This is a genomic window from Staphylococcus sp. GDY8P57P (assembly GCF_017892585.1).
GTDB lineage: Bacteria > Bacillota > Bacilli > Staphylococcales > Staphylococcaceae > Staphylococcus > Staphylococcus borealis.
The window spans coordinates 1-26033 of sequence record NZ_JAESLK010000002.1 but is presented as its reverse complement, the minus strand read 5'-3'; the positions used below and the strand labels follow the sequence as shown (position 1 = coordinate 26033).

Sequence of the window (26033 nt, the reverse complement as noted above, 5' to 3'; positions counted from 1 at the left end):
AGATATTATGAGTGTTCTAGCTAGTTCCTTCGTTTAGTATCATGTATCATAGGGTAATGAAGATAAATAGTAAATCTAATGGAGGCAACGTGTATGGACAAAAAGAAACTCATTAAAACGGCAATTAATGTTTTACCAATCATTATTGTGCCACTAATTGTAGAACGTAAACGTATTAAATCTCACCCTGAGGTGCAAAAAGCAACAAACGCAACGTCTAATGCTGGTCACGCTATTGCGAATAAAGCATCAGATGCAAAAGACTATTTAGGAGACAAGAAACAAGAATTCGACAACAAGAGAGAATTGAAAAAAATTGCTAAAGAAAACGATCCTGAATACATTCAGAAAAAAGGCGAAAAATTAGCTAAGAAAAATTATAAAGAAGCTGATAAAATGAACAAAAAGCTTCAAAAAAATATAGAGCAACGCCATAAAGAAGAAGAAAAAGCACGTGAAAAGAATGAAAAACAACGTGTGAAAGATATGAAAAAGACTCAAAAATATCAAGAAAAAGTTGGTTTAACGCCTGGTAAACTTGATGATGAGACTGAGAAAAAAGGCGAAAAACTCGAAAAAGAGAACAAAAAAGACGTTAATAAACTAGATAAAAAACTTCAAAAAAACATTGATAAACGTCATAAAGAAGAAGAAAAATTACAAAAACAAGAAGAAAAAGCGCGCATCAAAGAAATGAAAAAATTGGACGGTCATGAAGCTGATAGTATTGTTTCACAAAATAAAAACGAAGAGAATAATAAGGCGTAATGTTTTATGACACGGGTAATCATTGATGGAGATGCTTGTCCAGTCGTTGATTCTGTAATTGAATTAACTGCTGGGACAGGCATTTTTGTTATCATTTTGCGTAGCTTTAGTCACTTCTCAAATAAAGTACTTCCAAATCATGTTGAAACACTCTATGTCGATGATGGTCCAGATGCTGTTGATTATAAAATTGTGAAATTAGCTTCGTCAGAAGACATTGTAATTACTCAAGATTATGGATTGGCCGGTTTGTTACTTTCTAAAGTTAAAATTGTCATGCATCATAAAGGTCATATTTATCATTCCAGTAATATAGATTTGTTATTGCAACAACGTTATAATAATGCACAAATAAGAAAGCAAGGTGGTCGTCATAAAGGACCTCCACCCTTTTCAAAGGAAGATAGAAAACAATTTGAGCGAGCATTTCATACTATTATCAAGCAACTTAAGGAGGATGTATAATGAAGCGAATTGCAGTATATTGTGGTGCTAGTAAAGGGAAAGACCCTATTTATGTTAAAGAAGCATACGAACTTGGAAAATATATGGCTGAACAGGGGTACGAATTAGTCTTCGGTGCCGGTTCTATAGGTATTATGGGTGCGATTCAAGATGGTGTTTTAAATCATGGCGGTCATGCTATTGGTGTAATGCCAAAGATGTTAGATGAAAAAGAGATCACGAGCCAAAATGTTAGCGAACTGATTCTTGTCGACTCAATGCATGAGCGCAAACAGAAAATGGCCGAACTTGCAGATGCATTTGTGATGGCACCAGGTGGCGCTGGGTCGCTCGAAGAATTTTTCGAGACATATAGCTGGGCACAAATTGGCATTCATGAAAAACCAATCGGCGTCTACAATCTAAATGGATTCTTTGAACCGCTTCAACAACTTATTGATAGTATGATCAAAGAAGGTTTTATTGATGAAAAATATAAAAACTTAGCTCCTTTATACAATACTAAAGAAGATTTAATAAACGGGTTACTTAACTTTAAACCGTTAGGCACACGTACATACGATTAATGATAAAGCGACATGCTTTGGACTTTTATATTTCATTTAGTGATGACTTATCACGAAATATACTTTTCCAATATCATGTCGCTTTCACGTTTAAATTGATAACTGTTTATAATAGCGTACTTGTCGTTTCAACATGTGATATTTACTTAGTTCTGGTAATTCAAAATGGTCATATAATGTCATACCAATCTTTTCCATCACTTTTCTAGATGGTAGATTATTTTCTGCAGTAAAACTGTAAATCGATTCAATCCCCTTTTCTTTAGCAAATGCTAATACAGCTGTTGCACCTTCTGTAGCAAGCCCATTCCCCCATACTTCTGGAATCAGACGCCATCCAATTTCATATAATGGCAACTCCTCGAACGGATATGAACTGTCTTGAGGGATATAATTCACCCCAATAAAACCAAGCCACTCTCCAGTTTCTTTAAGTTCAACGGCAAATAAGCCAATACCATTTTCTTTAATAATATCATCCATTTTTTTCATATCTAATTCAGAACGTCGATAACTTAACAGACTTGGGAAATAGCGTCGCACTTGAGGATTGGCATTCATTTTCTGAAATGGCAATAAATCTTCTTGCTTCCAATCTCGTAATTTTAGTCTTTCCGTTTCTATATATGTAGCCATTTTCAACACCCCACTTTAAAGAAATACATGATTAAAAAAGTGCGATATGGCGCATTAACCATAGCACACTTTATCCATCTTTAAATTTGATTGATTAACTCTTTATCCTCGAGATATGTAACTAACGAGTTCAATGTGTACTGGAATTTCTTTTAAACGATCGCGTTGATCTTTAGGCGCAACAAAAGTTGCATCGACAAAATCATTACGATGATTAAGTTTAAATGTAGCTACAAATGTATCTGTATCAGATTCAAAGTTAGGTAAATGTGCGATAACACGTTTGATTTCTCCAGTAGAATCAACGATAGTACGTCCAGTAATATTTTCAATTTCACGTCCTAATTCAGGTAATGTTATGTCGCGACCTTCTAAAATATGAAAATCTTGTTCATGCATATGTCATCTCTCCAATATTATAAAGTTTATATTTAATCATTTTATGATGTCGTCCATTTTTGTCCACTAAATACATCTAAAAAGATAAAATGTGAATTCAAAATTGATTTAAATCTATTTTACCCTTCATACATACATATCAAACTTGCCATAACGCGAGCCAGATGGCTTCTATTATTTAAAAATGGCCATTATGAATGGCTGTTACTTGATGATGTATTTTGAGTGTTACTTTGCTCGCTAGAAGGATGCGCTTGGCTATTTGATTGATTGTGTTTGGCATTCTTAGTTGATTGTGCGTCATTGCTATGACGCGTTTCAGAAGTACTTGATTCATTACTTGATGCACTACTTTGTGATGTACTTTCATTCTTAGTCTGCTTATCTGTATGACTGCCTGATGATTCCGTTGACGTTGGATCACTACTATCTTTGTCATCACTATCTGAGTCGTCCTTAGCAGATTCTGACGCTACTGATTCATCCACTTCTTTTTGAAGTTTTTCACGTTGATCATTGAGTTTCTCTTTTTGTTGTTCTAAATCTTTCTTTTGCTTTTTCAAATCATCATTTTCTTTTTGTAGTTGCTTCACATCTTTTTCTAACGATGTTCTTTCATCACTCTTACCACATGCAGACAACATTAGTGTTGCTGACAGTAAGAGTATTAACCATTTCTTCATGCTTTTCTCCTTTATAACGAATGAGTAATCTTATTTTAACATGAATTTAGAACCTATTCATTTTTTACCTAAGGTCTTTACGCATTTTTACATGACTTATCTCATAAGCTTTCGCTTTATTAAGTTCAATCATTGCGACATTCTTGGCATCGATTGTGCCTTCAATAGATTTAGCTTGCTTTTCAATCGCCCAGCGTTCGAGTGCAGCTTTTAAACGCTTAGCGTATCCCATCCCTCGAAAATGTGGATCTGTATAAAGCATCTCTGTTATTACTTTTTCATGCACCGCTTCAAAATGTCCCCAAATAAATGCGATGACGTGGTTTGTGTTTTCACGCAATTCAACTAGAATCATATCATCACTATGCTTTAATCGTTGAACAATCATATCTTGACGCAAGGCAATCGATAGTTGAGTTGCATTGTAATGTAATTCTCGCCTTTCAATATGATGTTCTTGTATCTTAGCTATTGTTTCAATCCAGTCAATATCTTCAACAGTTAGTTTCCGCATAATAACTTCCTTTGTTATAAACATTATATTCTATATTTATCTATGGTATGATTATCCATATTTAACATATAATAGTCTATTATTTTGAAAAATAAATTAATTTTAAACGTTAAGGAGTTTAGTCAATGAAATCCACTGCGAAATTAGCACGTGAAAATAATGTAAAATCATTGCGACTAAATAATACAGATAGAGAAATCTTTGAGAATTATATGACATACGTTCGTGCTGACTTGAGTGTCAATCCGCATGATAGCGAGGTAATGCTAAGTCGCATATTAAAAAGATTATTAGAAGCTGAGAATGAAGGCACACTCGCATTAGAGTTTTTCGAGCATAATCCTAAAGCACACGCTAAAAAAGAAATTAAATCTTTACCTAATGAAACATTTCAAAATATATTTAAGTATATATTTCGGAATTTTATTTTTTTAATTGGTATTTTTTGTTTCTTCAAAGGGTTTATTGGCTTTTTTATTGGTGGCGATAATAATGAAGTTTACTTATATACATTCCCTATTACTGTTGTTGCAGGGTTATTTATTATTTTTATGTTTATATTAGTCATATTTAAGACTGTCCAACTACAAAGTTTCAACAACTCGCACTGGGTATGGCTATTAAATTACTGTATTATAGCACTATTATTAGTCGCTTTATTTTATGTCTTTTTTATTCCACAATCATTTTTAGCTTTTGGTCCATATGTTCTGATTAGTAATTGGTCATTTATTATTATCTCTGCCATCATTACACCGATTGCTTTTTATATACAACATCATTTCGTGAATAAAGATTCTAATACGAGTTTATAATTTTTAGCATCATTACTTAACATTTACTAAGTAGCGCATGAGCTATCAAAAAAGGTTAAGCATTTTTATCAAAGTTATGCATTTACGTTTCCATTATACTGATTGGCAACGAATTGCTCATTTGATATGAATGACTTAACCTCTTTTTATTGATCATTATCCAACTAAAAACACATCTATAAAGAACCAGATAATCATAATTAGCATAATGAATGCTTGTGCAACTGAACTCGCTAAAAATGCGATTACTGATCCAACACTTGCTTTAAGGGCTTTTCCAAAATCAAAGTCTTGAATTAACTCTACAATAAGTACTGCAATAAACGGTATGATAATAATACCGAATGGTGGAAAAACAAAGCACCCTACGATTACACCTATTAACGCAGCATATTCCCCTAATTTAGAACCACCAAATCGATTTACAAAGTATTTATTCATTAAAAAGTCTGATACTAAGATAAATACAGTAAATAAAATCATGGCAACATAAAATATCCATGATAGCCCTTCTTGAGGAAATCCAAATTGATAAATTAAGAAGCCTACCCATAGTACAAGTACTGATGGAATAATTGGCTTAATTAGACCTACAAAAGCTAAAACAAATGATAATAGTATTAAAATCCATAAAACAACTTCCATTATTTAACTGTCACATCCGCTTCCGTATATTTTTGATCTTTCGTAAAGAAGATTAATATCATTCCTATAAAGATAGATGATGCTGACACGAAGAAGACATTCTCCAAGCCAACCCAATGACTCATTGCCCCACCCAATAAATTTCCGAGTAATTGTCCAATGACCATTGCATTCGCAAATAATGTTGATGCATAACCCGGGAAATCAGGTAGAATATCTTGGAAATAGCTAATACCTAAACCAAGCAATATAGCTAGAAATAGTGCTAAGAAGATTTGTCCAACCATCATCATGGCATAGATATTTTCAAACACACCAATACTAAAGTAGAAGGCACCACCACTAATGGCACCAATAATTAACAATGTACGTGTAGCCAGTTTAGCTGATAACATTCCTAATATCACCATAAAAGGAACTTCCAAACCTGCACACAAACTGGCTAACGTTCCTACATAACCCTCTTGCTCTTTAAGATAATCCGTTACAAATAATGGCATATTCATTGTGTACATCCATTGCCCTATATGTAATAAAATAAATGCAATGAATGGTACAAAAAGTGTTTTATCCTTAAGCATATTGGGAGCAGTCTTTTCAATATTAGCTGTACCACCAACTTGCTCTTTAGCGGATAAATTTAAATCCTTATAAAAGAAAATTTGTAAAACAAGTGTGAATAATAATATAAAGACGGTGCCACCAAAAAGGCCAGCATATCCCATAAATTGAATTAAATATGCACCAATTAATGGTCCAAACAAGAAACCAAAAGAAAACATTGAACGTAAAACTGTATTTGCAAATTTAGCGTTATTTCTTGAGGAAGAAACATTAATTGATTCACGTGCAGATGCATATAACTGCGGCATTGCTGGGGCAAATAACCCTTGAAAAATAGCGTACACAATAATAAACAACCAAATATGATGAATATAAAAATATATTGAGAAACTAATCGCCCCCATCATTAACGCACTAATGATGAGTACCTTTCTATTTATACTATGTGTATCAGAAAAGCGAGCGACAATAGAATTTACAGTAAATTGACTCACCGCTGCTAAGGCAAGCAAAATACCGAATTGATTGGTTGTCATTCCTAGTTCTTTCGTCGCAAATAGCACAAAGTAAGGCACGGTAATGGCGATACCCATACCTAATAGCATCATATTCACAACGAATAATTTGTAGTTCTTTATATGCAACAATGCTGCAAACATTTTTACTACCCCTATTCTTCTTTGATATAACACATCATTCTAATGATTAGCGAATAAAATTAATCATCAAAGTGACAAATGACTCAACTTGTGGCAACTGTAACATGCTACTGTCATAACTCATAAATGTTGAGCGAATAAGCGGTTGATTATCGATATTCACCTTTTCAAATTCGAACATATTTTTGTCGATATTTCTCATCATGATTTCTGGGAGAATCGTTACGCCTACGCCACTTACTAACATTTCTTTACATGTTGCAACTTGATCCACTGTTATCGTTGCATGATAATCTTGACCAAGATTTTCATTATACCATTCTTTAATTTGATTAATATAGATAGGATCCGCTTGAAATTCTATGAAAGGCAACTTAGAAACGTCATTTCTTCTTTCTTTCGGGTAGATGAAATAATGATCGTCGTCAAAGAGATGTGTATTGGTCAAATTCATGACTTTATTACCTCTCGTAATCATTACGTGATAATCTCTATGATTGGCTTTGATTTGTTCTGTAGAGCCAACTTGCACTTGAATTTCAACGTTCGGAAATTGTGAATTGTATAAACTCAACACTTCAGGTAATAACGTTTGACCAATTAAAGATGAACACCCAATCGAAATTGTGCCATTCACTTCTCCAATATGCGCTTGCATTTTATCGAAAAATAAGCGTTCGCGTTTCAACATATCACGCGCGTGTTCAATAATCATAGCACCTTCAGTGGTAGTGATTAATTGTTTCTTTGTACGAATAAATATATCCACACCAAATGAGTGTTCAATAGCTTTAAGACGTTGTGTTACAGCTGGTTGAGAAATGTATAGTATCTCTGCTGCTTTACGTAACGTCTTAGTTTCATCGAGTGTAATTAATAATCGATAGTCTTCTATTTTCATAGCTTCCCCCTACTAATGTTTATTCATGAACTTGGCTATGAGCAACACAAAATTTAAGACCGAAACGAAAAATGTTAAAACACATGCCTTGCATTGACTTATTGTTTCGTTTCGCTCCTAATATAAAAGGATTTGTGTTAATATCGTTCCCCTTTATTTAAATGTGGCTTATGATGCTGAATATGTTTTTTATAGGTTTTATTGTAATTTGGTTTCTTCAATTTACCAACCATCTTGTTATAACAATACATGATTCGGTTATTTAAATCGTCGAAATTCTCATTGATTTCAATCATCAATTGATGCGCAATCATATAGGCTTCATGATATTGTTTTTTAGTGATTTGTTCATTTTTTAATGCTAGTTCCAAGTCATTCTCATCAACGAGTTCATATTCTCCAGTAGACGGCAATACGAGCACATCTAAGAATAAATCAAGTGTTCTAGCATTGCCCTTTTGTGTAATATTTTTAATATTAATATCGAAGTAATACTCCAATGGATTTCCTTTATCATCAAACATTGCAGTAATACTATAACGTTTCTTCTCCGGCAAAATCTGCAACCATTGATAATTGTCATTAGCAACAATTATATTCTGGCCTACTACCGTCACCTCTAAAGGTTCACGAACCTTCTTCATCGTGACCAAGCCAATAATACCCTTAAATCTATTATTATTTACCTTAACTTCTATATAATCACGTTCTAATAGGCGACGCCAGTGACGTTTATCTATATATTTTATTTTCATAAAGCCACCAACTCCTTGTCATTATTATATTAAACTAACCTATTAATGTCATCTTTGGTCGTTTTTATTTGCATTACACACATAAACCCATAAATTTTTTCAATTTTATTTTACTACATCTATTCATTTTTTAGGGAAAATTGACAAAAATACTCGTATTTAATAAATTTAAAATTATATTATCTGAAAATTCTAAATAAAACGATAAAGGGGGAATGGTTAATGACCAATAGACCATTTAAAGCAGATCACGTAGGAAGTTTATTACGTCCAAAGCGTTTAAAAGAAGCACGTGCACAATATCAAAATAATACAATTTCAGCCAATGACCTAAAACAAGTAGAAGATGAAGAAATCGAGCGCATTATTGAGAAACAATTAGAAATTGGGTTACATAGCATCACTGATGGCGAATTCCGAAGAAGTTGGTGGCACTTTGATTTCTTAGAGCATATTGACGGTGTGGAAGGTTATACACCTGACCACGGTTTAGAATTTGAAGGCATTGAGACACGTGCACATAATGTGAGAATCGTTGATAAAGTGAAGTATAATCCTAACCATCCTCACTTTGACCATTTTAAATTCTTATATGATAAAGTTGATGGTCGCGCAACTGCAAAAGTTTCTATCCCAAGTCCAAATCAATTATTTCACCCTAACATATTAAACGAAGACATTTATCCAAACATTGAAGATTTTGCTCATGATATTGCTGAAGCTTATCGTCAATCATTGCAACATTTTTACGATTTAGGTGCAAGATACATACAAATTGATGATGTATATTGGGCCGGTTTAACTGAGGGAAGTCAAAAAGTACGTGGACGTCAACGCACGGATGAAGAAAAAGTACAAGCTCGCGAATTGGCATATAAAGTAATCAATCAGGCAGTACAAGGACTTCCGGATGATTTGATTTTAACTACACATATTTGTCGAGGAAATTATCAATCAACGTGGGCGATTTCAGGTGGTTACGAAGCCATTGCGCCTTATTTATTCAAAGAACATTTGGATGGCTTTTTCTTAGAATATGACGATGATCGTTCTGGCGACTTTGAGCCTTTACGTTATTTTAATAAAGATGCATATGCGGTCCTTGGTTTAATCACATCGAAAACACCTAAACTCGAAGACAAAGACTTGATTAAACAACGCATTGAAGAAGCACAACAATATGTTGATTTGGAACATATTTGTTTGAGTCCACAATGCGGGTTTGCCTCTACTGAAGAGGGAAATCAACTCACAGAAGAAGAACAATGGGCTAAATTAGCCTACGTTGTTGAATTAGCAAATGAATTATTAGGTAGCGCTAATTAACGACTTATTAAATTTAAAAGACACAAAGCTAGGTGGCACCTAACTTTGTGTCTTTTTATGATTTATTTATATCTAATAAGGCATACTGTTGAATCAACTTCTTATGTTGAGGATATAAATGCATTAACGTCTCTTGTGTAAACAATTCAAAGTGATTAAATTCAAATGCTGGTTGACACATACAACCTACCAAACTGTATCCTTCTCTGTCTATTAAACTTGAAGCAAAAATCGTATCTTTAGGCACCTTATACTGAAGTACTTGTCCTTCTTCAATTGCAGGTCCTAATTGAACACTTTCATAGTCGCCATCAGGTGTAATCATATGAATCGTTAATGATTCACCTGCATGGTAGTACCATACTTCATCTGCGTCGATACGATGAAAATGAGAAATATCACCTGTCTTCAGTAAGAAATAAATACTACTAAAAGGCGCACGTTGTGTTTCATCCGTTGATTCTCGAATGGTTTCCTTGAAATAACCACCTTCTGGATGAGGCGTAAGATTAAGTTGTTTAATCCAATCATCTGCGTGTTTTTTCATTATTTTAAGTCCACATTGTGGAAGACATTTTGAACATCTTCAAGATCTTCGAGTGCATCAATTAATTTCTCAAATGTTGCTTGGTCATCTTCCGATAATTCAATATCAGTTTGTGGTAACATTTCAAATTCAGCAACTTTAAAATCTTCTACGCCTGTTTCACGTAACGCATCTTGAACTTGAGCAAATTGGTCCGGTTCCGCATAGACAATTGTAAGATCTCCATCTTCAATAACATCTCTAACATCGACATCTTGTTCCATTAATGCCTCTAAAACGTCATCTGCTGACTTACCTTCAATTCCGAATGTCGCAGTATGATCAAACATATAAGCGACTGAACCTGATACGCCCATATTACCGCCATTTTTGCCGAAAGCTGCTCTAACATCTGAAGCCGTACGGTTTACATTATTTGTTAAGGCGTCTACGATAAGCATTGAACCACTTGGTCCGAACCCTTCATAACGTAAGTGGTCGAAATTTTCATCCCCAGCACCTTTAGCTTTGTCTATAGCTCTATCGATAATATGATTTGGTACTGAATAAGTCTTAGCTCTCTCAAGTACTAATCTCAACGCTTGGTTAGATTCAGGATCTGGCTCACCAGATTTAGCTGCTACATAAATTTCTTTACCAAATTTTGCATATATTCTACTTGTATTTTTATCTTTTTGGGCCTTTTTTTCTTTAATATTGTTCCATTTACGTCCCATAATGTCATCTCGCTTTCATACTCAATAATCCTTATTATATAGCATTAACAAAGCATTGTCTAAAATGGAATCCATTTTATGATGAATCAAATTAAAAGAAAAAATACTGACAAAAACGACTTTGTCAGCACTCTTTGTTTAACATATTAAATTAAATATCTAAAAATTCTTCAACATCATTGAATAAAGCATCGAAATTTTTAATATTTTTTTCATCCATGTAGATAAAAATTTTTCTTTCATCTTCAGTGGATCGAACCTTACTTAATCTTTCCTTTTCTATAAGTCGTCGAATTGATACTAACAATTTGGTTCTACTCAACTCCAACTCACTAATTGCTATTTTTAAAAACTTTTGCATTAACATTTGATCATTAGCAATATGTTCATGAGCAAGTTTTAGTAAAGCTAAATCATTTAATGTCAACTTATATTGTTTATCTATATACTCTGACAATGCTTTATACTGTTTATAGAATTCTAGCAATTTATTTAATTTGTCATTATTCAATGCTTCTTGCACCTCCAAATATAAGCAGACAACTTAATTACTATTATCCTTTATATTTGTAAGTATGTCCTATAACTTTGTTTAGAAATTTTTGTCTAATTTACTAACAAAGTTAAATATAGTTGTACAAAACATTATTTATTATTTCGTGACTCTTTTTAAAATCTTAACGACATATAAAGCATTGTAATTGAGGTTAATTTGAAGTGGTTCTTTTTTGAAATTGTGTTCTACGAGTTTTAACGTAGGATGAATGTGATAATCCATTTTTCTTAAAAAACGTTTCGACCATTTATATTTATTCCTAATATGCTTTGAAATAAGATGATTAATATTGCCGTTGTAGTCATCAATGAGCTGAATTTTGACTAAATACGTATCCTTTAACGCGTTATCGTTAAAATCAATAAACACGTCTGTTTGGTCATAATTGACTTGCAAGGATTCATTCTCTAACACGCGCCAATCATAGATGAAAATCGTATAGTGCGCTTCATCATCAATTAAGATGTAGTTTTCATTAAACAATTTAGGTTTCGTACTAATTTCAAGCAACTGATCCACTATTGTGCCTAAAATAGATTTAAATCCATTTTCGTCAAATATGTGCAGTGCATTAAATTGTCTATTATGATGCTTGAAATCGAAGCCAATGCCATTAAAGTAAGAAGCTGTTCTTACAAATGTTTCTATTAATAAAGGTGCGCTATTATTCAAATCATTATATTTACTATTTAAAAATTTATGATTTTCAAAATTTAAAAATATTATCTTCTGATTCTCTAAATCAATTTGCTTTAGAATTTGTCGGATATTTTGATAACGTACTATATTTTTTACCAATAAGTGTTCATTTTGTTCAATTAGATATGGCATTTTCAGTTGCGCATTATCAATATATAAAAATTTAAAATTAATACGTTTGATTTGTGATTCTAGCGCTTTAAACAAGACTGGGTCATTTAACAATTTACTTATTTCTAAACCGAATGAAAATTGTTGGGTCTTATGCTGTATCTTTAAAATGACGCGATAGATAGATTTTAAATTTAACTCCTCTAAATCAAATACAAGCTCTAATTTATGATTACCAGTCGTAGGCAGTTGATGTGCTCTGAAGTAGTCTGCTACATCCTCATAATTTGACTCTAAAAAATCTGTTAACCCTAAATCTTCTAATCTAAAGACCACATTTAACCCATTACGAATAATATATTCAAATAAACGTTGTCTCTCATTCTTAGTCATTTGATCTTTAATATCACGCATATCTACATTAAGGTAAAACTTCAATGTTGTTTTGCCAAAATACATTGGTCGTGCAAAATCTTGAAGAAAAAGTAACCTGATTTCTTCAATCGTATTAACTTGAATGACTAAATAATATGGATTGACAACCGAACCAACCGTTGAATCTGCATAAATTTTATGTTCATCATGTTGGTTATAATATTGTTGCTTCGTTTTAATCAAATGTCGTATATCCTTCAAACTAGTATCATTCAATGTTTCATAATCCATGTAAATTGTTTTGTCGAATTTATCACAGTATCGGTATTCATTAGGCGTCATGCCGACATGATTTTTAAAGGATTTTGAATAACTTGAGGCATTACTAAAACCTACTTTTTCACTTATGAGACTGATTGTATTTTCCGTAGTTAACAACCATTCAAATGAATTTGCAATTTTCAAAGTATCGACATAGGTTTTAAAGCCCATATTTAACAATTGGTTAAATTGTGCTGAAAGATTGGATTTAGAAGTAAATAATTGTGATGCAATACCAGTTAATGTTATTTTCTTATTAATATTTTGATTAATATATTCTAGTACATCGCTTAACTCTCCGTAATAAGAAAAGTTATATTGATGATTAGCAATCATCTTTTCAATTGCCCCTTCTTTCCCAATAATATCGACAATAGAAGTGATGTGTGTCGTATCATCAGAAATGGCGTCAACATTTAAAGCGTTTAGTGCTATATGTAGTAACAAACGTTTGATTGCGCTGGTTGATTTTACTAAATCAGTCGAATATTTATAATTAAAAAATTCAAAACCTCGATCTCTAAACCAGTCACTAGCGATGTATAGCATCAACGTTTTTTATTTTCTATAATTGAAAAGATATCTGTGTTATTGATGACGTAAATATCATTTTCGACGCTAACAGTTTTAGTAAAGTGCTGAAGTTTAAGTTGACCTTCAATTGGAAACAACAGAATAATACCGTCTTGGCAACGTGTCATTTTGTATTCATGTTTAGTCAATATATGAACATAAGTATTAGCCATTGATTAACCTCTTTCTTATTCATGATCGTCTTTCTAAATGTTGTACTATTTCTTCTTTTGGTATCTTAGCACTATCACAGTGATTAAATGTAAATTTATCACAACATGATAAACAAATCAAAAATACATTTTTTTATAAATTAATTACTTTTTATTATTTATTTAAATTATGAATTTGATAAAAAAGATGCCTCGTTATTGCTCAATAATTCAATCATGTATTTAGTAATGCGACCAATCATACAATTACTAAACAAATTAAAATCATTAAATACAATACGAAGACATCTCAAATGTATAGTTTCTCATTATATGTGTTTTTATTTAATTTTTAAAGCGATTTGCAAGTCTTAATACATCTTTTATAATATTTAATAAATTGATAAATAGATTAAAACCCATTTCCCTCGGTGAGAAATTCCCTCGTTTCATACGATTGAAATCATACAAGGTATACAGTAAGAATAATATTAAACCTACCACTGTGATAACTGTATGATATATCGGATTATTGATGAACATACCAATTAATCCAGCAATAATTAACGCAATTAATGCGACAAATAAATATTTACCAATACTTGAGGCATCATTGATTATAAAATAGCCCAAAATACCGAAAACAATGAACGCTCCAATTGCCAATAGGACATTTTTATAAAAGACCTCTGGCCCTAAATTTTGCATATAAGTTGTAAACGTGGCGTATGATAAAAGACCCACAAGTATGGCGTAAATATGCGAAATGATCAATCCATATTTACGTGCCCGTTGAATAAATAATGTTGCTAATATTAATACAAATAGTGCTATGGATAAAGGACGTCTCCATTCCATAGGTAAATACTGTCCAAAGTAACATCCAATTCCAAATATAATCCAATAATACATAAAATAGAGCCATACTTTACCATAAGCATGTGATTGATCTTTCTCTTGATGCTTCCGATTCACATGTTGTGCATTATTGTACGTCTGAGACATATTTTAAATCTCTCCTTATTAACTATCCCTTTTTCAATTCGATTGTATCGCATTCTAATTACTTTTCAAAAATAAATCATTTACGATTGATATGTTTTCTACAATTACATTACTAATAATCATTAATTTAAGTACAAAAAATATACGTTACAATTAAGTTTAATACAACCTTAAAGCCTGTTGTTAAGCCATTTTGAGCTAAATTTACTTAAATTAGTTGTTCTAACATCTCATCAAAATATTACAATTTACTTAATTTTAAAAATGAAATCAATGAGCAAATGTTAGCTGAATCCTATCATATCAACGGATTGGACGGTTTTACACAATCAATGACAAATATTAACAATGTTACAAGATAATAACAAAGCCCACAGTGTGTCACATTTTTGATAGTATGAATACGTGATATATGTGAATGAATATATATAAGGTAATGAATAGTTTAGGAATAAATTAATTAAAAATATAATGAATTTTCTCAAGGAGGACATTTAGTTGAAAAAGTTAGCAGTCGCAGCTTCTGTCGCAACCGGAGCAGTTGCAGTATTATCAAACCATAATGCTGAAGCATCAACACAACATACTGTAAAATCCGGCGAGTCGCTATGGAGCATCGCTAGTAAATATAATACATCTGTAGATAGTATTAAGAAGAGTAACAACCTTTCTAACAATATGATTTTCCCTGGCCAAGTTATTACTATTGGGGGCAGCAGTAATAGCGCTAATAATGCCAGTTCAAACGCAACAACTTCTTCATCATATTACACAGTAAAATCTGGCGATTCTTTATATGCAATTGCTAGTAAGAATGGTGTATCGGTCAATGCATTAATGAAGGCCAATAACTTATCAGGTTATTTAATAACACCAAATCAACAATTAAAAATACCAAATGGTTCAGCAAATACACCTACTGAAACAAATCCGAATACAACGAATAACGGTGGCGGAAGTGGTGGTTATGCTAGCCCATCATTCAATCACCAAAACTTATATACTGCTGGTCAATGTACATGGTATGTATTCGACCGTCGTGCGCAAGCTGGTAAACCAATTAGTACTTATTGGTCAGATGCTAAATATTGGGCAGGCAACGCAGCAGCAGATGGTTATACAGTAGATCATAATGCAACTGTTGGTTCAATTATGCAATCAACTACAGGCTACTATGGACATGTGGCTTATGTTGAACGTGTTAATGCAGATGGTAGCATCTTAATTTCAGAAATGAATTATGCTAATGGTCCATATAACACAAATACAAGAACAATTCCTGCATCTGTAGTTTCAAGCTACAATTTCATTCACTAAATAATATAATAATGCTATCTTGTGGATGGTCACCCTATCAAAGAGAACTTCATCAAGTAATTCTACAAGCTAAGTAAGCTAGGAGTGGAACAGCGTTTTAAAATTCTGTTTCACTCCTTTTGTGTTCTATAAAAATACATGGCAACAGCACACCACTGTATTAATTTGATTTGACTACCTATAACTGTTATTTAGGTTTGATATCCTATCAAAATAGCTACATGCTTAGATTGTCATTACTAACTTAATTCATCTAAATGATTTAGCATATAAGTAAGACACTTTAAAATGAACATTCAGTTAAGCAATACTTTAAAGAATGTCTTTATAACCAAATCCCCCTCCCTATCTCAGGACGTACATAAAAAAACTGCCTACAAAGTCAAAGACTCTATAGGCAGTTTGAAAAGGGTGAGACGACGAATTTAATAAGTATTCTGTCCCACTCCCCAACACTTAATTATTTAATTATAAGAAAATGTTCATAACTAAGAAAATCAAAGCAGCTAAAATAGCTGAGATTGGTAATGTAATAACCCATGTAATAATCATACGTTGTGCAGTGTTCCATTTAACACCTTTAGCTCTGTTAGAAGCACCAACACCAAGAATTGATGATGATACAACGTGTGTTGTAGATAATGGGAAGTGTAATGATGATGCTACAAATATTGTTAATGCTGATGATAAGTCAGCTGCAGCACCGTTAGCTGGGCGGATTTTCATAATGTTTCCACCTACAGTTTTAATAATCTTCCATCCACCAATGGCAGTACCTAGACCCATTGCAGTTGCACAGGCAACTTTTACCCATAAAGCTGGTTCAACATTCGATGGATCTTGAATATTGGCTACAATTAAAGCTAATGTAATGATACCCATTGATTTTTGTGCATCATTCGTACCGTGTGAGAACGATTGTAATGCTGCAGTAAATACTTGGAAGAATCGGAAATTACGATTCGCTCTAGTAAGGTTAGCATTTTTAAAGACAATTTTAACAATCGTGTACATAATGAATCCGACACAAAATGCAATAATTGGTGAAATGATTAAAACAATAATAATTTTAGTGAAACCTTGATAATGAAGTACACCAAATCCTTGTGCTGCAATCGCTGCACCTGCGATTGAACCTATCAACGCATGAGATGATGAACTTGGTATACCATAATACCATGTTAATAAGTTCCAAATAATTGCTGCTAATATTGCGGCTAATACAACGACTAACCCATTTTGTAATTTAAATGGATCAACAATATCTTTCGTTATTGTACCGGCAACACCAGTGAAGGTTAGCGCACCAACAAAGTTCATAATTGCCGCTAAAAAGATAGCAGTTCTAGGCGTTAAGGCACGTGTTGATACTGCTGTAGCAATCGCATTGGCTGTATCATGGAAGCCATTGATAAAGTCAAAGATTAAAGAAAATATTACGATAGCTATAGTGATAATTAATACATATTCCATAAATTAAAACTCCCTTAGCTATTTTTCATAATAATCGTTTCGAAATTATTTGCCACAACTTGACATTTATCTGCGATTTCTTCCATGCTTTCATAAATATCTTTTATTTTAATAAGTGTGATTGGATCAGTTTCGCTGTTAAAAATGTGTTTAATAGATTGACGTAAAATGCCATCACAGTTTGTTTCAAATTCTTTAATGTTAATAGAATGAATGCGCATGTGTGATAATTTTTTCTCTACTAATAAACCAACAGCTAATTTCATTTCTGCTACTGCTTTTTGAATATTTTCTACGAATTCTGCCATGTATTCATCTGTATATTCAATTGAATACATTTCAAACATTGCTGATGTTTCTTCCATAGCGTCTAGCACATCATCAATTGCATTACATAAAGATAGAATATCTTCACGTTCAATTGGTGTAATAAATGTTTGATTTAAATCCGTAATGACTTGATGCATTAATTCGTCACCATGTGACTCATAAGTCTTGATATTATCAGAATAAGCTTTTAAATCTAAGTGCGTATTGAAATCCATTTTCCCGAATTCAACTGCAGCACGGTCCAAGTTAAATACCATTTCCTCTAATTGAACCATGAACTTATCCTTTTTCTTAGTAAACATTATAAAGCCTCCATTATAGCGATCGTTTCCAATCACGTTGTAAATTTTTATTATTGTAAGACAACTTTAGATAAAGAATACATTTACAATAAGAACTTTTCAAAAGTCTTTTTTCGGACTATTTGTAAATTTTATGTAAATATAATGTTTTACTGTTATTCACGTAATACTCCATTACTGAATTTGTCCCTATTTGAAAATATCACAAAATTTACATAACCACAATTACATTTACAAATTCTTTACAAATACGAAATATTAGAAAAACATTAGCTTAAATTGAGTGATTAATTGTACGTTTAGAATGGTTATATGCGATAACTGCAAAAATGCTGTAAATGATTGAGTAAATGCCCATTACGACAAAAATCGGAACTTGATTATCAAATCCAATGATCTTCATAAAGACCACAGCAGCAAAGTATGAATGCAACAAAGCAATAATCAATGGTATACCAAAGTTAAATGCCACTTTAAGCTTTAATCCTTTGGCCATATCTTTTTGAATGAATCCTAATTTACGTAATACCGAATAACTTTCCAACTCATCCTCTGTTTCATCAATTTGTTTAATGTAAATAATACATCCTGTGGCAATCAAGAATGCAATGCCTAAAAATGACGTTACAAACAGTAATATGCCAGTTAAACTGGATACTTCACTAACGACTTCACTGCGCGTTTGCACATCACTATTGAGATCTTTCGTAATGCTCTCAAGTTTTGGAATATCTCTATTATGTTGTAAATCAAAACCATATTGTGAAACGATATATTTACGATTCGCATGTGTTTTCAAGTAATTATAATCGGTATCATTCAATACTAGTGTAGGACCACCTAAATCAATACTTTGTTTAAAATAAATTTTGTCCATCACTTTATGCAATTTAATATTCACGTGATGTTTTTTAGTTCCAATAGAAGCCGTACCATTTGATTTATGCTTCGACAACTCTTGAATTAAACCTTCAGGCATAATTAAATTTGCTTCACCTTTTTTTAAAGACACATTTGGAAAATATTTTTCGCTCGTTACAGTAACTGCATAAGGTTGTATCTGACTATTGTCAAATAACTGATCTTTATATAGTTGAGAATATACGACTTGTTTAAAATCATAACGATAAGGAATATGATGGCGACTTAATTCAAATCCTAATTCATTTGCAAGTTTCTCTTCTTTTAGCGTAACTTCATGGGGTGACTCTAAAAGCACTTCATTTGCCAAAGAACCTCTACTAATCGCAGCGAAACATAAAACTGATACAGTAATTGCTGAGATGATGGCCATTACAGTCAATGAAAATGCATTTTTTCTAATTCGAAACATGAGTGATGACGTGAAAATAACATCATTTACAGACACATTTCCGCCTTTAAAATATCTAATCATCTTCAATATGAGTGAAATCGTACTTCGGAAGAAAAAATAAGTTCCTAAAACAGTTACAATTAAAATAACAAATGGTAGTATGACATCATCCACAATCTCAACAAAGCGCGTTGATAAATAATACCCCGTCAATATCAGCACAACGCCTAAGACACCTAATATAACTTCTCCTAATGTAAGCGTGATATGACTATCTTCTTTAGTATCTTGAAAGGCCATCAAACTTTTAATTGAGGATTTACTTAAATAAATAGATGCTTGGATAATGATGAGTATATAGGCAATGACAAGTATAAATAATGTTTGTGCAATCGCTTGAAAACTAAAAATGAATGATACAGATGTATGTATACCTAATAATTTCAACACAATCATTAGTAGTATTTTCGAGCCTAAAATGCCAATAATCATACCTAATAGTGCAGTTATAATGAAAATAAATAACTGCTCAAGCATTAGCATGTAAATAATACTTTTTTTACCTAAACCAATCGTTTGCAATAACCCGAATTCATAACTCCGTCGTTTAATAAACAACATATTTGTATACATGATAAATACGACAATGATGATAAATAAAAAATAACTTCCCACTTGTGTACCTTGACGTATCATTGACAAAGATTGGTGCACATTTAAATGATGTACATATTTGATCGTAATAAAACTAAAGAACAACACGATACTTAATACAAGTGAAAAGATATAAATTGCGTAATGAATAATATTTTGTTGAAAGTTCTTCCATATAATATGACTAAAACTCATACATCATGCCACCTAAGATACTTTGTGCACGTAGAATTTCTCTGTGAAAGACGTTTTTATCATCTTCACCTTGATATATTTCAGTAAAAACTTGTCCATCTTTCAACATAATCACACGCTCTGAGAAACTTGCTGCTAATGGGTCATGCGTGACCATCACTATCGTCGCATTATAGAGTTCATTAATTTTTTGAAAACGTTGCAACAAATCTCGAGTATTTTTGGAATCAAGTGCGCCAGTAGGTTCATCCGCAAAAATAATCTTTGGATATGTAATAAATGCACGTGCAGCTGACGTTCTTTGTCGTTGTCCACCTGAAATTTCTGACGGATACTTATCACTAATTTCAAATATATTTAACGCCTTTGTGATGCGTTGATAGCGCTCATTCATTTCGCTTTTATCTAACTTCTGAACGGATAAAGGTAACATGATGTTCTCTTTGACCGTTAGTGTATGTAGCAAATTATATTCTTGAAATATAAATCCAATATCTTTTTTTCTGATGTCAGACAATGCTTTGTTAGACAATTTTTCTAATTGTTGACCGTCTAAAATAATAGAACCGTGTGTTAAATAGTCAATTGAACTTAATACATTCAATAAGGTTGTTTTGCCTGATCCCGAGGGCCCCATGATAGCAACAAACTCTCCCGCTTCAATTGACAGGTCAATATCTTTTAATACTTCTTGTTCAGTTTGCTTGTTACCATAGGTTTTGGCTATTTGCTTTGCCTGTAATATTGTCACGTTAATCGTTCACCTCGTCATTCAATATATCTCCGTGCGCGTTTATTTTAGTGATTCCGCACTTCTTTAGTCAGTTTAATTATAAAAGTAATTACAATGGATGAAATGAAGATGGAGTAACAAATCAACGTTTTAAGGTAACATTGTTGTCACTTGCGTCATACGCGCCATTAATTCATTTTGTTTCGGAAAAGTTAAAACAAATGTAGTCCCTTGCCCTACGGTAGACGTAACACGAACATCGATACCTAATTGTTCCTTAACGCTGTTTACCAAATACAGTCCAATACCCGAAGATGTCGTTTCATTACGATTCGCAGTCGAAGTGAAACCACGCTTAAATATGCGTGGTAAATCTTTGTGACTAATTCCTCTACCAAAGTCTTTAATTTCTAATGCCACATGATCATCCTTTATAAAAGAACGGATAACAATATCCTGGCCTTGTGAATATTTCAAAGAATTAGATAAAATTTGACGAATCATCATGCGACACCACTTGACATCTGTATATACATCTAAATTTGTCTCAAAATTCAAATCATAACCTATACCCTTAGCCTGACTAATATGACGTGTCAATTGAATCTCATCGATGACCAGTCGTTTCAACGCAGTTTCTTCAAAATACATATCTCTATTTTTAGACTCTAATCGAGTTAAATACAGTTGTTTATCTAATAACTCATTAATACGTGCCCACTCATATAATAATGACTTTTTACGGGTACCTTCTGCTTCTTGGTCAATTAACAACTTCATCGCTGTTACAGGCGTTTTAATATCATGCACAAATTCAGTTAAAGATTGTTCCGTCATTTTGATATGTAATTGTTGCTCAACTACACGTTCTTTTTGACTTGTTAATTTACGATAAAGGTAATTAACAACTTCCCGTTGAAACGGATCTTTAGCCAAATCTTTGTGCTTAATTTCTTCAATTTCCTTATTATTATATAAATGTTGATATAACTTAACTTCTTTCAAAAAGGTAAAAACTAAAAATAGTGCAGTAAGACCAAGATTTAGCATTACAATAAAGCTGATACCTTCAATTGAAATATCATAATCAATATAAGCCATACCTAATAAAATCAAATGTAAAAACACAATCCAAAAAATCCAATTACTACGTGTTTTAAGAAATAACCAAAACCATTTCAAGTTACTCATGCGCCATGTAACCTTTACCTACTTTAGTTTCAATTTGCGTATCCATACCAATATCAGATAGCTTTTTACGCAAACGATTAACATTAACAGTTAACGTATTATCACTTACAAAAGCTTCATCATCCCAAAGCGCAGTAATTAACGTGTCTCTCGTAACAATTTGATTCTGCTTTTGTATTAACATTTCTAAAATAATCATTTCAGTCTTAGATAAATAGATCACTGCGTCGCCTTTTTGAATGCTATCCTTTGATAAGTCTACAAGCGCATCTTGCCAATTCAATGTTCGCTTTTCTTCTGCGCCAAATTCATAGACACGTCGATAAATCGCCTGCAGTTTGGCTATTAGCACGTTTGTATGAAATGGCTTTTGCATATAATCATCCGCACCTAATTCCATACTCATCACTTGGTCCATAGGATTATCGCGAGAAGATAAAAATAAGATTGGCACGTTAGACACTTGTCTAATCTTTCTACACCAATAAAATCCATCATATTTAGGTAATTGCACATCCATAATAACTATTTCTGGATTAGTTTCTTCATAAATATCCATTACTGCACTAAAATCATCTATTCCTGTCACGAAGAAATCCCAATGTTCGAGTTCTTTTTTCAATTCTTGAAATAGTGTTTGATCATCTTCTACTAATAATACTTGCATCACTTTATCACCTATTATTTTGTATATTTCATTTTTTCTCCAGATTGTACGCGTCCGTTAAAATGTTTAATACGGCAGTCAATTTCAAACCCTCGCATAATCAAGCCTTGTAACGGTGCTTGAACGAAGTAATATATTGGCCATAACAATTTCGGGATATAATCATATAAATGAATCATGACTAAGCGTGTACCTTTAATTTGTCTAAATTCTAATTTGCCTTGTTTCTTTTGATTACGTTTAATTATCGAACCTGAAATGAAATGTAACGTTATCAATCCTATATCGTCTTCAACTTTCTCCATTACTAGTAGTGGCTTAGATTTTTTACGGGCATAAATGAAGTATCTGCCATTCTCTTGATACGTATGCATCAATGTACCACGTGTATCATTCAGCCATTTCATAAAGTAATCTACTAGATACGTCAATGTCCATTTCCTAGGTAATATCATTCGCATCGCTGTTCTGATATCATCGTATTTAGACATTTGTAATTCAGCGTTAATATGTGGACGTTTAATTTGAGTGTTTGTCTTTTCAACAGGAACACCGTAATTCTCTAAACGCTGTACTGTCTCACTATCAAATCGACTGCCACTTACATACACTATTTTAGACACACCTTGTTGCGCTGCTGCTCTAGCAAAGTTATCTGCTGCAATTAGATTTAAATCTCGCGCAGTTGCTTGCGTTAATTTCGCTGAGTTCTTGTTAGGGTCCAAATAATAAACCGCAATATCCATTCCTTCCATAGCCTTTACAACATCAGTATAACTATAAATATCTCTTTTCAACCATGTTATGCGATTATTATTTTCTTTTTTGGTATTAGGATATTTCGATAAAGCATAAATATGTGCTTCTTCTTGAATCACATTACTTATATATTTGCCAATATAACCACTACCGCCTGCTAATAGCACATTTGGTTTCATTTTTGAAATTGCCCCTTTAGTTTAAAAAGTTTTTTATTTTATGTATATTTAAGAATTATTGCTATAATACCATGTAAGACACAATAGTTTATTAATTTGGGAGGAAGCCGTATGGCTCATATTATTCGTGAAATTAGTATAAAAGACGTTGAAGACTTTATAAAATTATTAAGCAAAATTTATGATGAATCTGAATACACACTATATAACCCTGGTGAATATACACCGAGCATTTCAAGCGTGAGCAATCACCTAGAACGCATTATCACTTCTCCAAGAAACACAGTTTACGTTGCAGAACAAGACGATCAATTGGTTGGTTATGCATTTATGACAACTGAAAATTACGAACGTAAACGTCATGAAGCGGTCATTACAATTGGCGTTAGACAGCTTTATCAGAAACACGGTATCGGTATGGCATTAGTAAACGCTGCTGAAGCTTGGTCGATTAACCATGATATTAGACGTATTGAAGCCTCTGTTGTCCCTGAAAATGCACGCGCAGTTGAACTCTTTAAAGCTTCAGGATTCAATATTGAAGGCGAATTAAAAGATAAATTGTACATTAACGGCCAATACTTCAATAAATATGTTATGGCCAAATTACTGATTTAATAATGATTTACCATCACTAATATTATACTCTAGTCATTAGAATATTAAACTAAATTACTACAAAGTTAATTTAAATTTTCAATTACTTCTAAGATTTCAACACCATCATCGCTAATAAAATAGAGAAATGGGAGTGGGACAGAATTCTTTTTAAATTCGTCGTCCCACCCCCGCAAGGATGACTAGAACTGAAAAAAGCTTGATTTAAGCGCATTTTCAGTTCAGTCAGCTACTGCGAATTTGCAAAATAACATCATCATATTATTTATGTCCCACTCCCACTGTTTTGGTTAGACATATCTTTTTATATAAACTACGCTCTAAACACCACAACACTATATAGTCATCATTGGACATAAGCTATGATGTTATGCGTCACTCACACGCTTTCTCATTATCATGTAACTAATGCTCGCGGCACACCGCTTCTAATACGGAGATAATGAAAAATGATTATCTGAACCTGTTGATCCATCAAATGGTGATTGGTAATTTTGTTCTACACCAGATGACGACGTATTTCTACTTAGGAATGCAAGTACACGTTTCATGTTCTCTTTAGATTCTGGTTTGTCTAGATGGAATTGATATTGATGATGTAAATGATGTGAACCATCATAAAACAATGTACTTACCGGTATATTCGCCTCTTTCAATTTGCGATAAAATTCAATGTTTTGACTATAGAAAGGATCCGCATCACCTACTGATAAATATGTTGAAGGATAATCCTTAGTCACTTGATTAATGGTTGACATTTGAGAAATATTTTTAAAATCAGTTTCCCAATGTGTTGCACCTGTATAACTATGCATAAACATTTGAATTCTTGGAAATTCAGTTTCTCTTACCGTCTTCATATCATAAAACCCACCGAAAAAGATAGCACCTGTAATTTGTGAGGGTGTAAAACGCTGTTCAAATCCCATTTCGTTTCGTAAAGTACTGTTTGTTTGCATCGCAACATATTGACTCGTTAGTTGTGCACCGGCAGAATCACCACCAATAATGACTTGGTTTAAATCGATTGGGAAACGGTCTTTATTATGCTTAATAAATTGAATGGCATCATCAAATTGAATAAGCGGTGTAGGATACTTATAGTTAGGCGCTAAAGCATAGTTAACGTTGACTACTACATATCCTTGCTCAACAATTTGAGATAGTAATGGATTTTTGTATTGTTTATCACCTGCAACATAGCCACCACCGTGCATCCAGAAGATAACCGGTAATTGAGTATCCTTATCTACATCATCAGGCATCATGATATCAAGTTGACTTTTAGGAAGATGATTATTGTATGTAATATTTTGAAATAGTTTGACGTTAGGGTTATTAATTTGAACTTTTTCACGCTGCTGTTTGCGTTTTTCACTTTCCTGTTGGTGGTGATATAACCCTAAAGCAACTACGATACTGACGATCATAATTGTGACACCAGTAATCATCGCCCACTTTTTCTGAGTATTCATTCCTTATGATCCTTTCAATTGATTATAGACGGTTTGTCCGCTTTTTTAATAGAAAAGGGAGTGGGACAGAATTC

29 protein-coding genes are annotated in these 26033 nt (G+C 32.8%); 7 read left to right on the top strand and 22 right to left on the bottom strand.

The window, feature by feature from the left end; all coding sequences use genetic code 11:
• Window positions 1-93 precede the first annotated feature (93 nt).
• Genes KA878_RS00160 through KA878_RS00150 form a run of 3 tightly spaced genes read left to right on the top strand, consistent with a single transcriptional unit; the run spans window position 94 to window position 1799 of the window.
• A complete protein-coding gene (locus KA878_RS00160) occupies window positions 94-768 on the top strand; it encodes a hypothetical protein (protein WP_053029991.1) in 675 nt (224 codons plus the stop codon).
• 6 nt (window positions 769-774) lie between these two features.
• The gene (locus KA878_RS00155) at window positions 775-1233 is read left to right on the top strand and encodes a YaiI/YqxD family protein (protein ID WP_193839656.1); all 459 of its coding nucleotides are present in this window, start codon (window positions 775-777) and stop codon (window positions 1231-1233) included.
• On the top strand, window positions 1233-1799 hold the full coding sequence (locus tag KA878_RS00150; protein WP_193839657.1) for an LOG family protein: 567 nt from the start codon (window positions 1233-1235) through the stop codon (window positions 1797-1799). Before KA878_RS00155 ends, KA878_RS00150 begins: the two co-directional genes overlap by 1 nt.
• A gap of 90 nt (window positions 1800-1889) precedes the next feature.
• Here the strand turns inward: KA878_RS00150 and KA878_RS00145 are convergent, their stop codons facing one another.
• From KA878_RS00145 to KA878_RS00130, 4 genes are all read right to left on the bottom strand, one after another.
• On the bottom strand, window positions 1890-2435 hold the full coding sequence (locus KA878_RS00145) for a GNAT family N-acetyltransferase (RefSeq protein ID WP_053029994.1): 546 nt from the start codon (window positions 2433-2435) through the stop codon (window positions 1890-1892).
• A 102-nt stretch (window positions 2436-2537) separates the two neighbouring features.
• Entirely contained in the window at window positions 2538-2834 is a 297-nt protein-coding gene (locus KA878_RS00140) for a hypothetical protein (protein WP_053029995.1), read from the bottom strand.
• A gap of 191 nt (window positions 2835-3025) precedes the next feature.
• Window positions 3026-3517, bottom strand: a complete 492-nt coding sequence (locus tag KA878_RS00135) for an SA0632 family lipoprotein (protein WP_193839658.1) — start codon at window positions 3515-3517, stop codon at window positions 3026-3028.
• A gap of 64 nt (window positions 3518-3581) precedes the next feature.
• Window positions 3582-4031: a GNAT family N-acetyltransferase gene (locus KA878_RS00130; protein WP_193839659.1), complete on the bottom strand. Its 450-nt coding sequence runs from the start codon at window positions 4029-4031 to the stop codon at window positions 3582-3584.
• A 125-nt stretch (window positions 4032-4156) separates the two neighbouring features.
• Here KA878_RS00130 and KA878_RS00125 point away from each other — a divergent pair, with 125 nt between their 5' ends.
• Window positions 4157-4846, top strand: a complete 690-nt coding sequence (locus KA878_RS00125; RefSeq protein WP_053029998.1) for a DUF1129 family protein — start codon at window positions 4157-4159, stop codon at window positions 4844-4846.
• 156 nt (window positions 4847-5002) lie between these two features.
• Here KA878_RS00125 and KA878_RS00120 read toward each other — a convergent pair whose 3' ends face one another.
• From KA878_RS00120 to KA878_RS00105, 4 genes are all read right to left on the bottom strand, one after another.
• Window positions 5003-5491, bottom strand: a complete 489-nt coding sequence (locus tag KA878_RS00120; protein ID WP_070854491.1) for a DUF456 domain-containing protein — start codon at window positions 5489-5491, stop codon at window positions 5003-5005.
• On the bottom strand, window positions 5491-6714 hold the full coding sequence (locus KA878_RS00115) for an MFS transporter (RefSeq protein WP_193839660.1): 1224 nt from the start codon (window positions 6712-6714) through the stop codon (window positions 5491-5493). The genes KA878_RS00120 and KA878_RS00115 overlap by 1 nt, the downstream gene beginning before the upstream one ends.
• 46 nt (window positions 6715-6760) lie before the next feature.
• On the bottom strand, window positions 6761-7615 hold the full coding sequence (locus KA878_RS00110) for a LysR family transcriptional regulator (RefSeq protein WP_075108278.1): 855 nt from the start codon (window positions 7613-7615) through the stop codon (window positions 6761-6763).
• Window positions 7616-7752: 137 nt separating this feature from the next.
• Window positions 7753-8370, bottom strand: a complete 618-nt coding sequence (locus tag KA878_RS00105; protein ID WP_070854493.1) for a ribonuclease FAU-1 family protein — start codon at window positions 8368-8370, stop codon at window positions 7753-7755.
• Window positions 8371-8592: 222 nt separating this feature from the next.
• Between KA878_RS00105 and KA878_RS00100 the strand changes: the two genes are divergently transcribed.
• Window positions 8593-9696, top strand: coding sequence for a 5-methyltetrahydropteroyltriglutamate--homocysteine S-methyltransferase (locus tag KA878_RS00100; RefSeq protein WP_075108279.1), 1104 nt, complete (start codon window positions 8593-8595; stop codon window positions 9694-9696).
• A 55-nt stretch (window positions 9697-9751) separates the two neighbouring features.
• Here KA878_RS00100 and KA878_RS00095 read toward each other — a convergent pair whose 3' ends face one another.
• The 6 genes from KA878_RS00095 to KA878_RS00075 form a co-directional block, all read right to left on the bottom strand.
• Complete coding sequence (locus KA878_RS00095; protein WP_075108280.1) at window positions 9752-10243, bottom strand: cupin domain-containing protein; 492 nt, start codon at window positions 10241-10243, stop codon at window positions 9752-9754.
• Window positions 10243-10959 carry a YebC/PmpR family DNA-binding transcriptional regulator gene (locus KA878_RS00090; RefSeq protein WP_053030638.1) on the bottom strand — a complete coding sequence of 239 codons (717 nt, stop codon included), beginning with the start codon at window positions 10957-10959 and terminating at the stop codon, window positions 10243-10245. The genes KA878_RS00095 and KA878_RS00090 overlap by 1 nt, the downstream gene beginning before the upstream one ends.
• A 151-nt stretch (window positions 10960-11110) precedes the next feature.
• Window positions 11111-11470 carry a transcriptional regulator, SarA/Rot family gene (locus tag KA878_RS00085; protein ID WP_193839916.1) on the bottom strand — a complete coding sequence of 120 codons (360 nt, stop codon included), beginning with the start codon at window positions 11468-11470 and terminating at the stop codon, window positions 11111-11113.
• Between the two features lie 141 nt (window positions 11471-11611).
• Complete coding sequence (locus KA878_RS00080; protein WP_228480583.1) at window positions 11612-13570, bottom strand: helix-turn-helix transcriptional regulator; 1959 nt, start codon at window positions 13568-13570, stop codon at window positions 11612-11614.
• Complete coding sequence (locus KA878_RS14220) at window positions 13570-13767, bottom strand: hypothetical protein (RefSeq protein WP_228480584.1); 198 nt, start codon at window positions 13765-13767, stop codon at window positions 13570-13572. Before KA878_RS14220 ends, KA878_RS00080 begins: the two co-directional genes overlap by 1 nt.
• Window positions 13768-14091: 324 nt before the next feature.
• Window positions 14092-14751 carry a Bax inhibitor-1/YccA family protein gene (locus tag KA878_RS00075; RefSeq protein ID WP_193839661.1) on the bottom strand — a complete coding sequence of 220 codons (660 nt, stop codon included), beginning with the start codon at window positions 14749-14751 and terminating at the stop codon, window positions 14092-14094.
• A gap of 498 nt (window positions 14752-15249) precedes the next feature.
• Here KA878_RS00075 and KA878_RS00070 point away from each other — a divergent pair, with 498 nt between their 5' ends.
• Entirely contained in the window at window positions 15250-16068 is an 819-nt protein-coding gene (locus KA878_RS00070; protein ID WP_075108283.1) for a LysM peptidoglycan-binding domain-containing protein, read from the top strand.
• 468 nt (window positions 16069-16536) lie between these two features.
• Here the strand turns inward: KA878_RS00070 and KA878_RS00065 are convergent, their stop codons facing one another.
• The 7 genes from KA878_RS00065 to KA878_RS00035 all read right to left on the bottom strand — a co-directional run bounded on the left by KA878_RS00065 (window position 16537) and on the right by KA878_RS00035 (window position 23866).
• Window positions 16537-17541, bottom strand: a complete 1005-nt coding sequence (locus KA878_RS00065) for an inorganic phosphate transporter (RefSeq protein ID WP_053030648.1) — start codon at window positions 17539-17541, stop codon at window positions 16537-16539.
• Between the two features lie 14 nt (window positions 17542-17555).
• Window positions 17556-18173, bottom strand: a complete 618-nt coding sequence (locus tag KA878_RS00060; protein ID WP_011276491.1) for a DUF47 domain-containing protein — start codon at window positions 18171-18173, stop codon at window positions 17556-17558.
• A 274-nt stretch (window positions 18174-18447) separates the two neighbouring features.
• Entirely contained in the window at window positions 18448-20337 is a 1890-nt protein-coding gene (locus tag KA878_RS00055) for an ABC transporter permease (RefSeq protein ID WP_193839662.1), read from the bottom strand.
• Window positions 20327-21088, bottom strand: coding sequence for an ABC transporter ATP-binding protein (locus KA878_RS00050; RefSeq protein WP_053030651.1), 762 nt, complete (start codon window positions 21086-21088; stop codon window positions 20327-20329). The genes KA878_RS00055 and KA878_RS00050 overlap by 11 nt, the downstream gene beginning before the upstream one ends.
• Window positions 21089-21220: 132 nt before the next feature.
• The gene (locus tag KA878_RS00045) at window positions 21221-22261 is read right to left on the bottom strand and encodes a sensor histidine kinase (protein ID WP_193839663.1); all 1041 of its coding nucleotides are present in this window, start codon (window positions 22259-22261) and stop codon (window positions 21221-21223) included.
• Window positions 22254-22928, bottom strand: coding sequence for a response regulator transcription factor GraR/ApsR (gene graR, locus KA878_RS00040; RefSeq protein ID WP_193839664.1), 675 nt, complete (start codon window positions 22926-22928; stop codon window positions 22254-22256). The genes KA878_RS00045 and graR overlap by 8 nt, the downstream gene beginning before the upstream one ends.
• A 14-nt stretch (window positions 22929-22942) precedes the next feature.
• Window positions 22943-23866 (bottom strand): NAD(P)H-binding protein, encoded by a 924-nt coding sequence (locus tag KA878_RS00035; protein WP_075108287.1) that lies wholly within the window; start codon window positions 23864-23866, stop codon window positions 22943-22945.
• Between the two features lie 111 nt (window positions 23867-23977).
• On the opposite strand from KA878_RS00035, the gene KA878_RS00030 reads away from it, so the two are divergent.
• On the top strand, window positions 23978-24484 hold the full coding sequence (locus KA878_RS00030) for a GNAT family N-acetyltransferase (RefSeq protein WP_075108288.1): 507 nt from the start codon (window positions 23978-23980) through the stop codon (window positions 24482-24484).
• Window positions 24485-24912: 428 nt separating this feature from the next.
• Here KA878_RS00030 and KA878_RS00025 read toward each other — a convergent pair whose 3' ends face one another.
• The gene (locus tag KA878_RS00025; RefSeq protein WP_193839665.1) at window positions 24913-25959 is read right to left on the bottom strand and encodes an alpha/beta hydrolase; all 1047 of its coding nucleotides are present in this window, start codon (window positions 25957-25959) and stop codon (window positions 24913-24915) included.
• Window positions 25960-26033 lie beyond the last annotated feature (74 nt).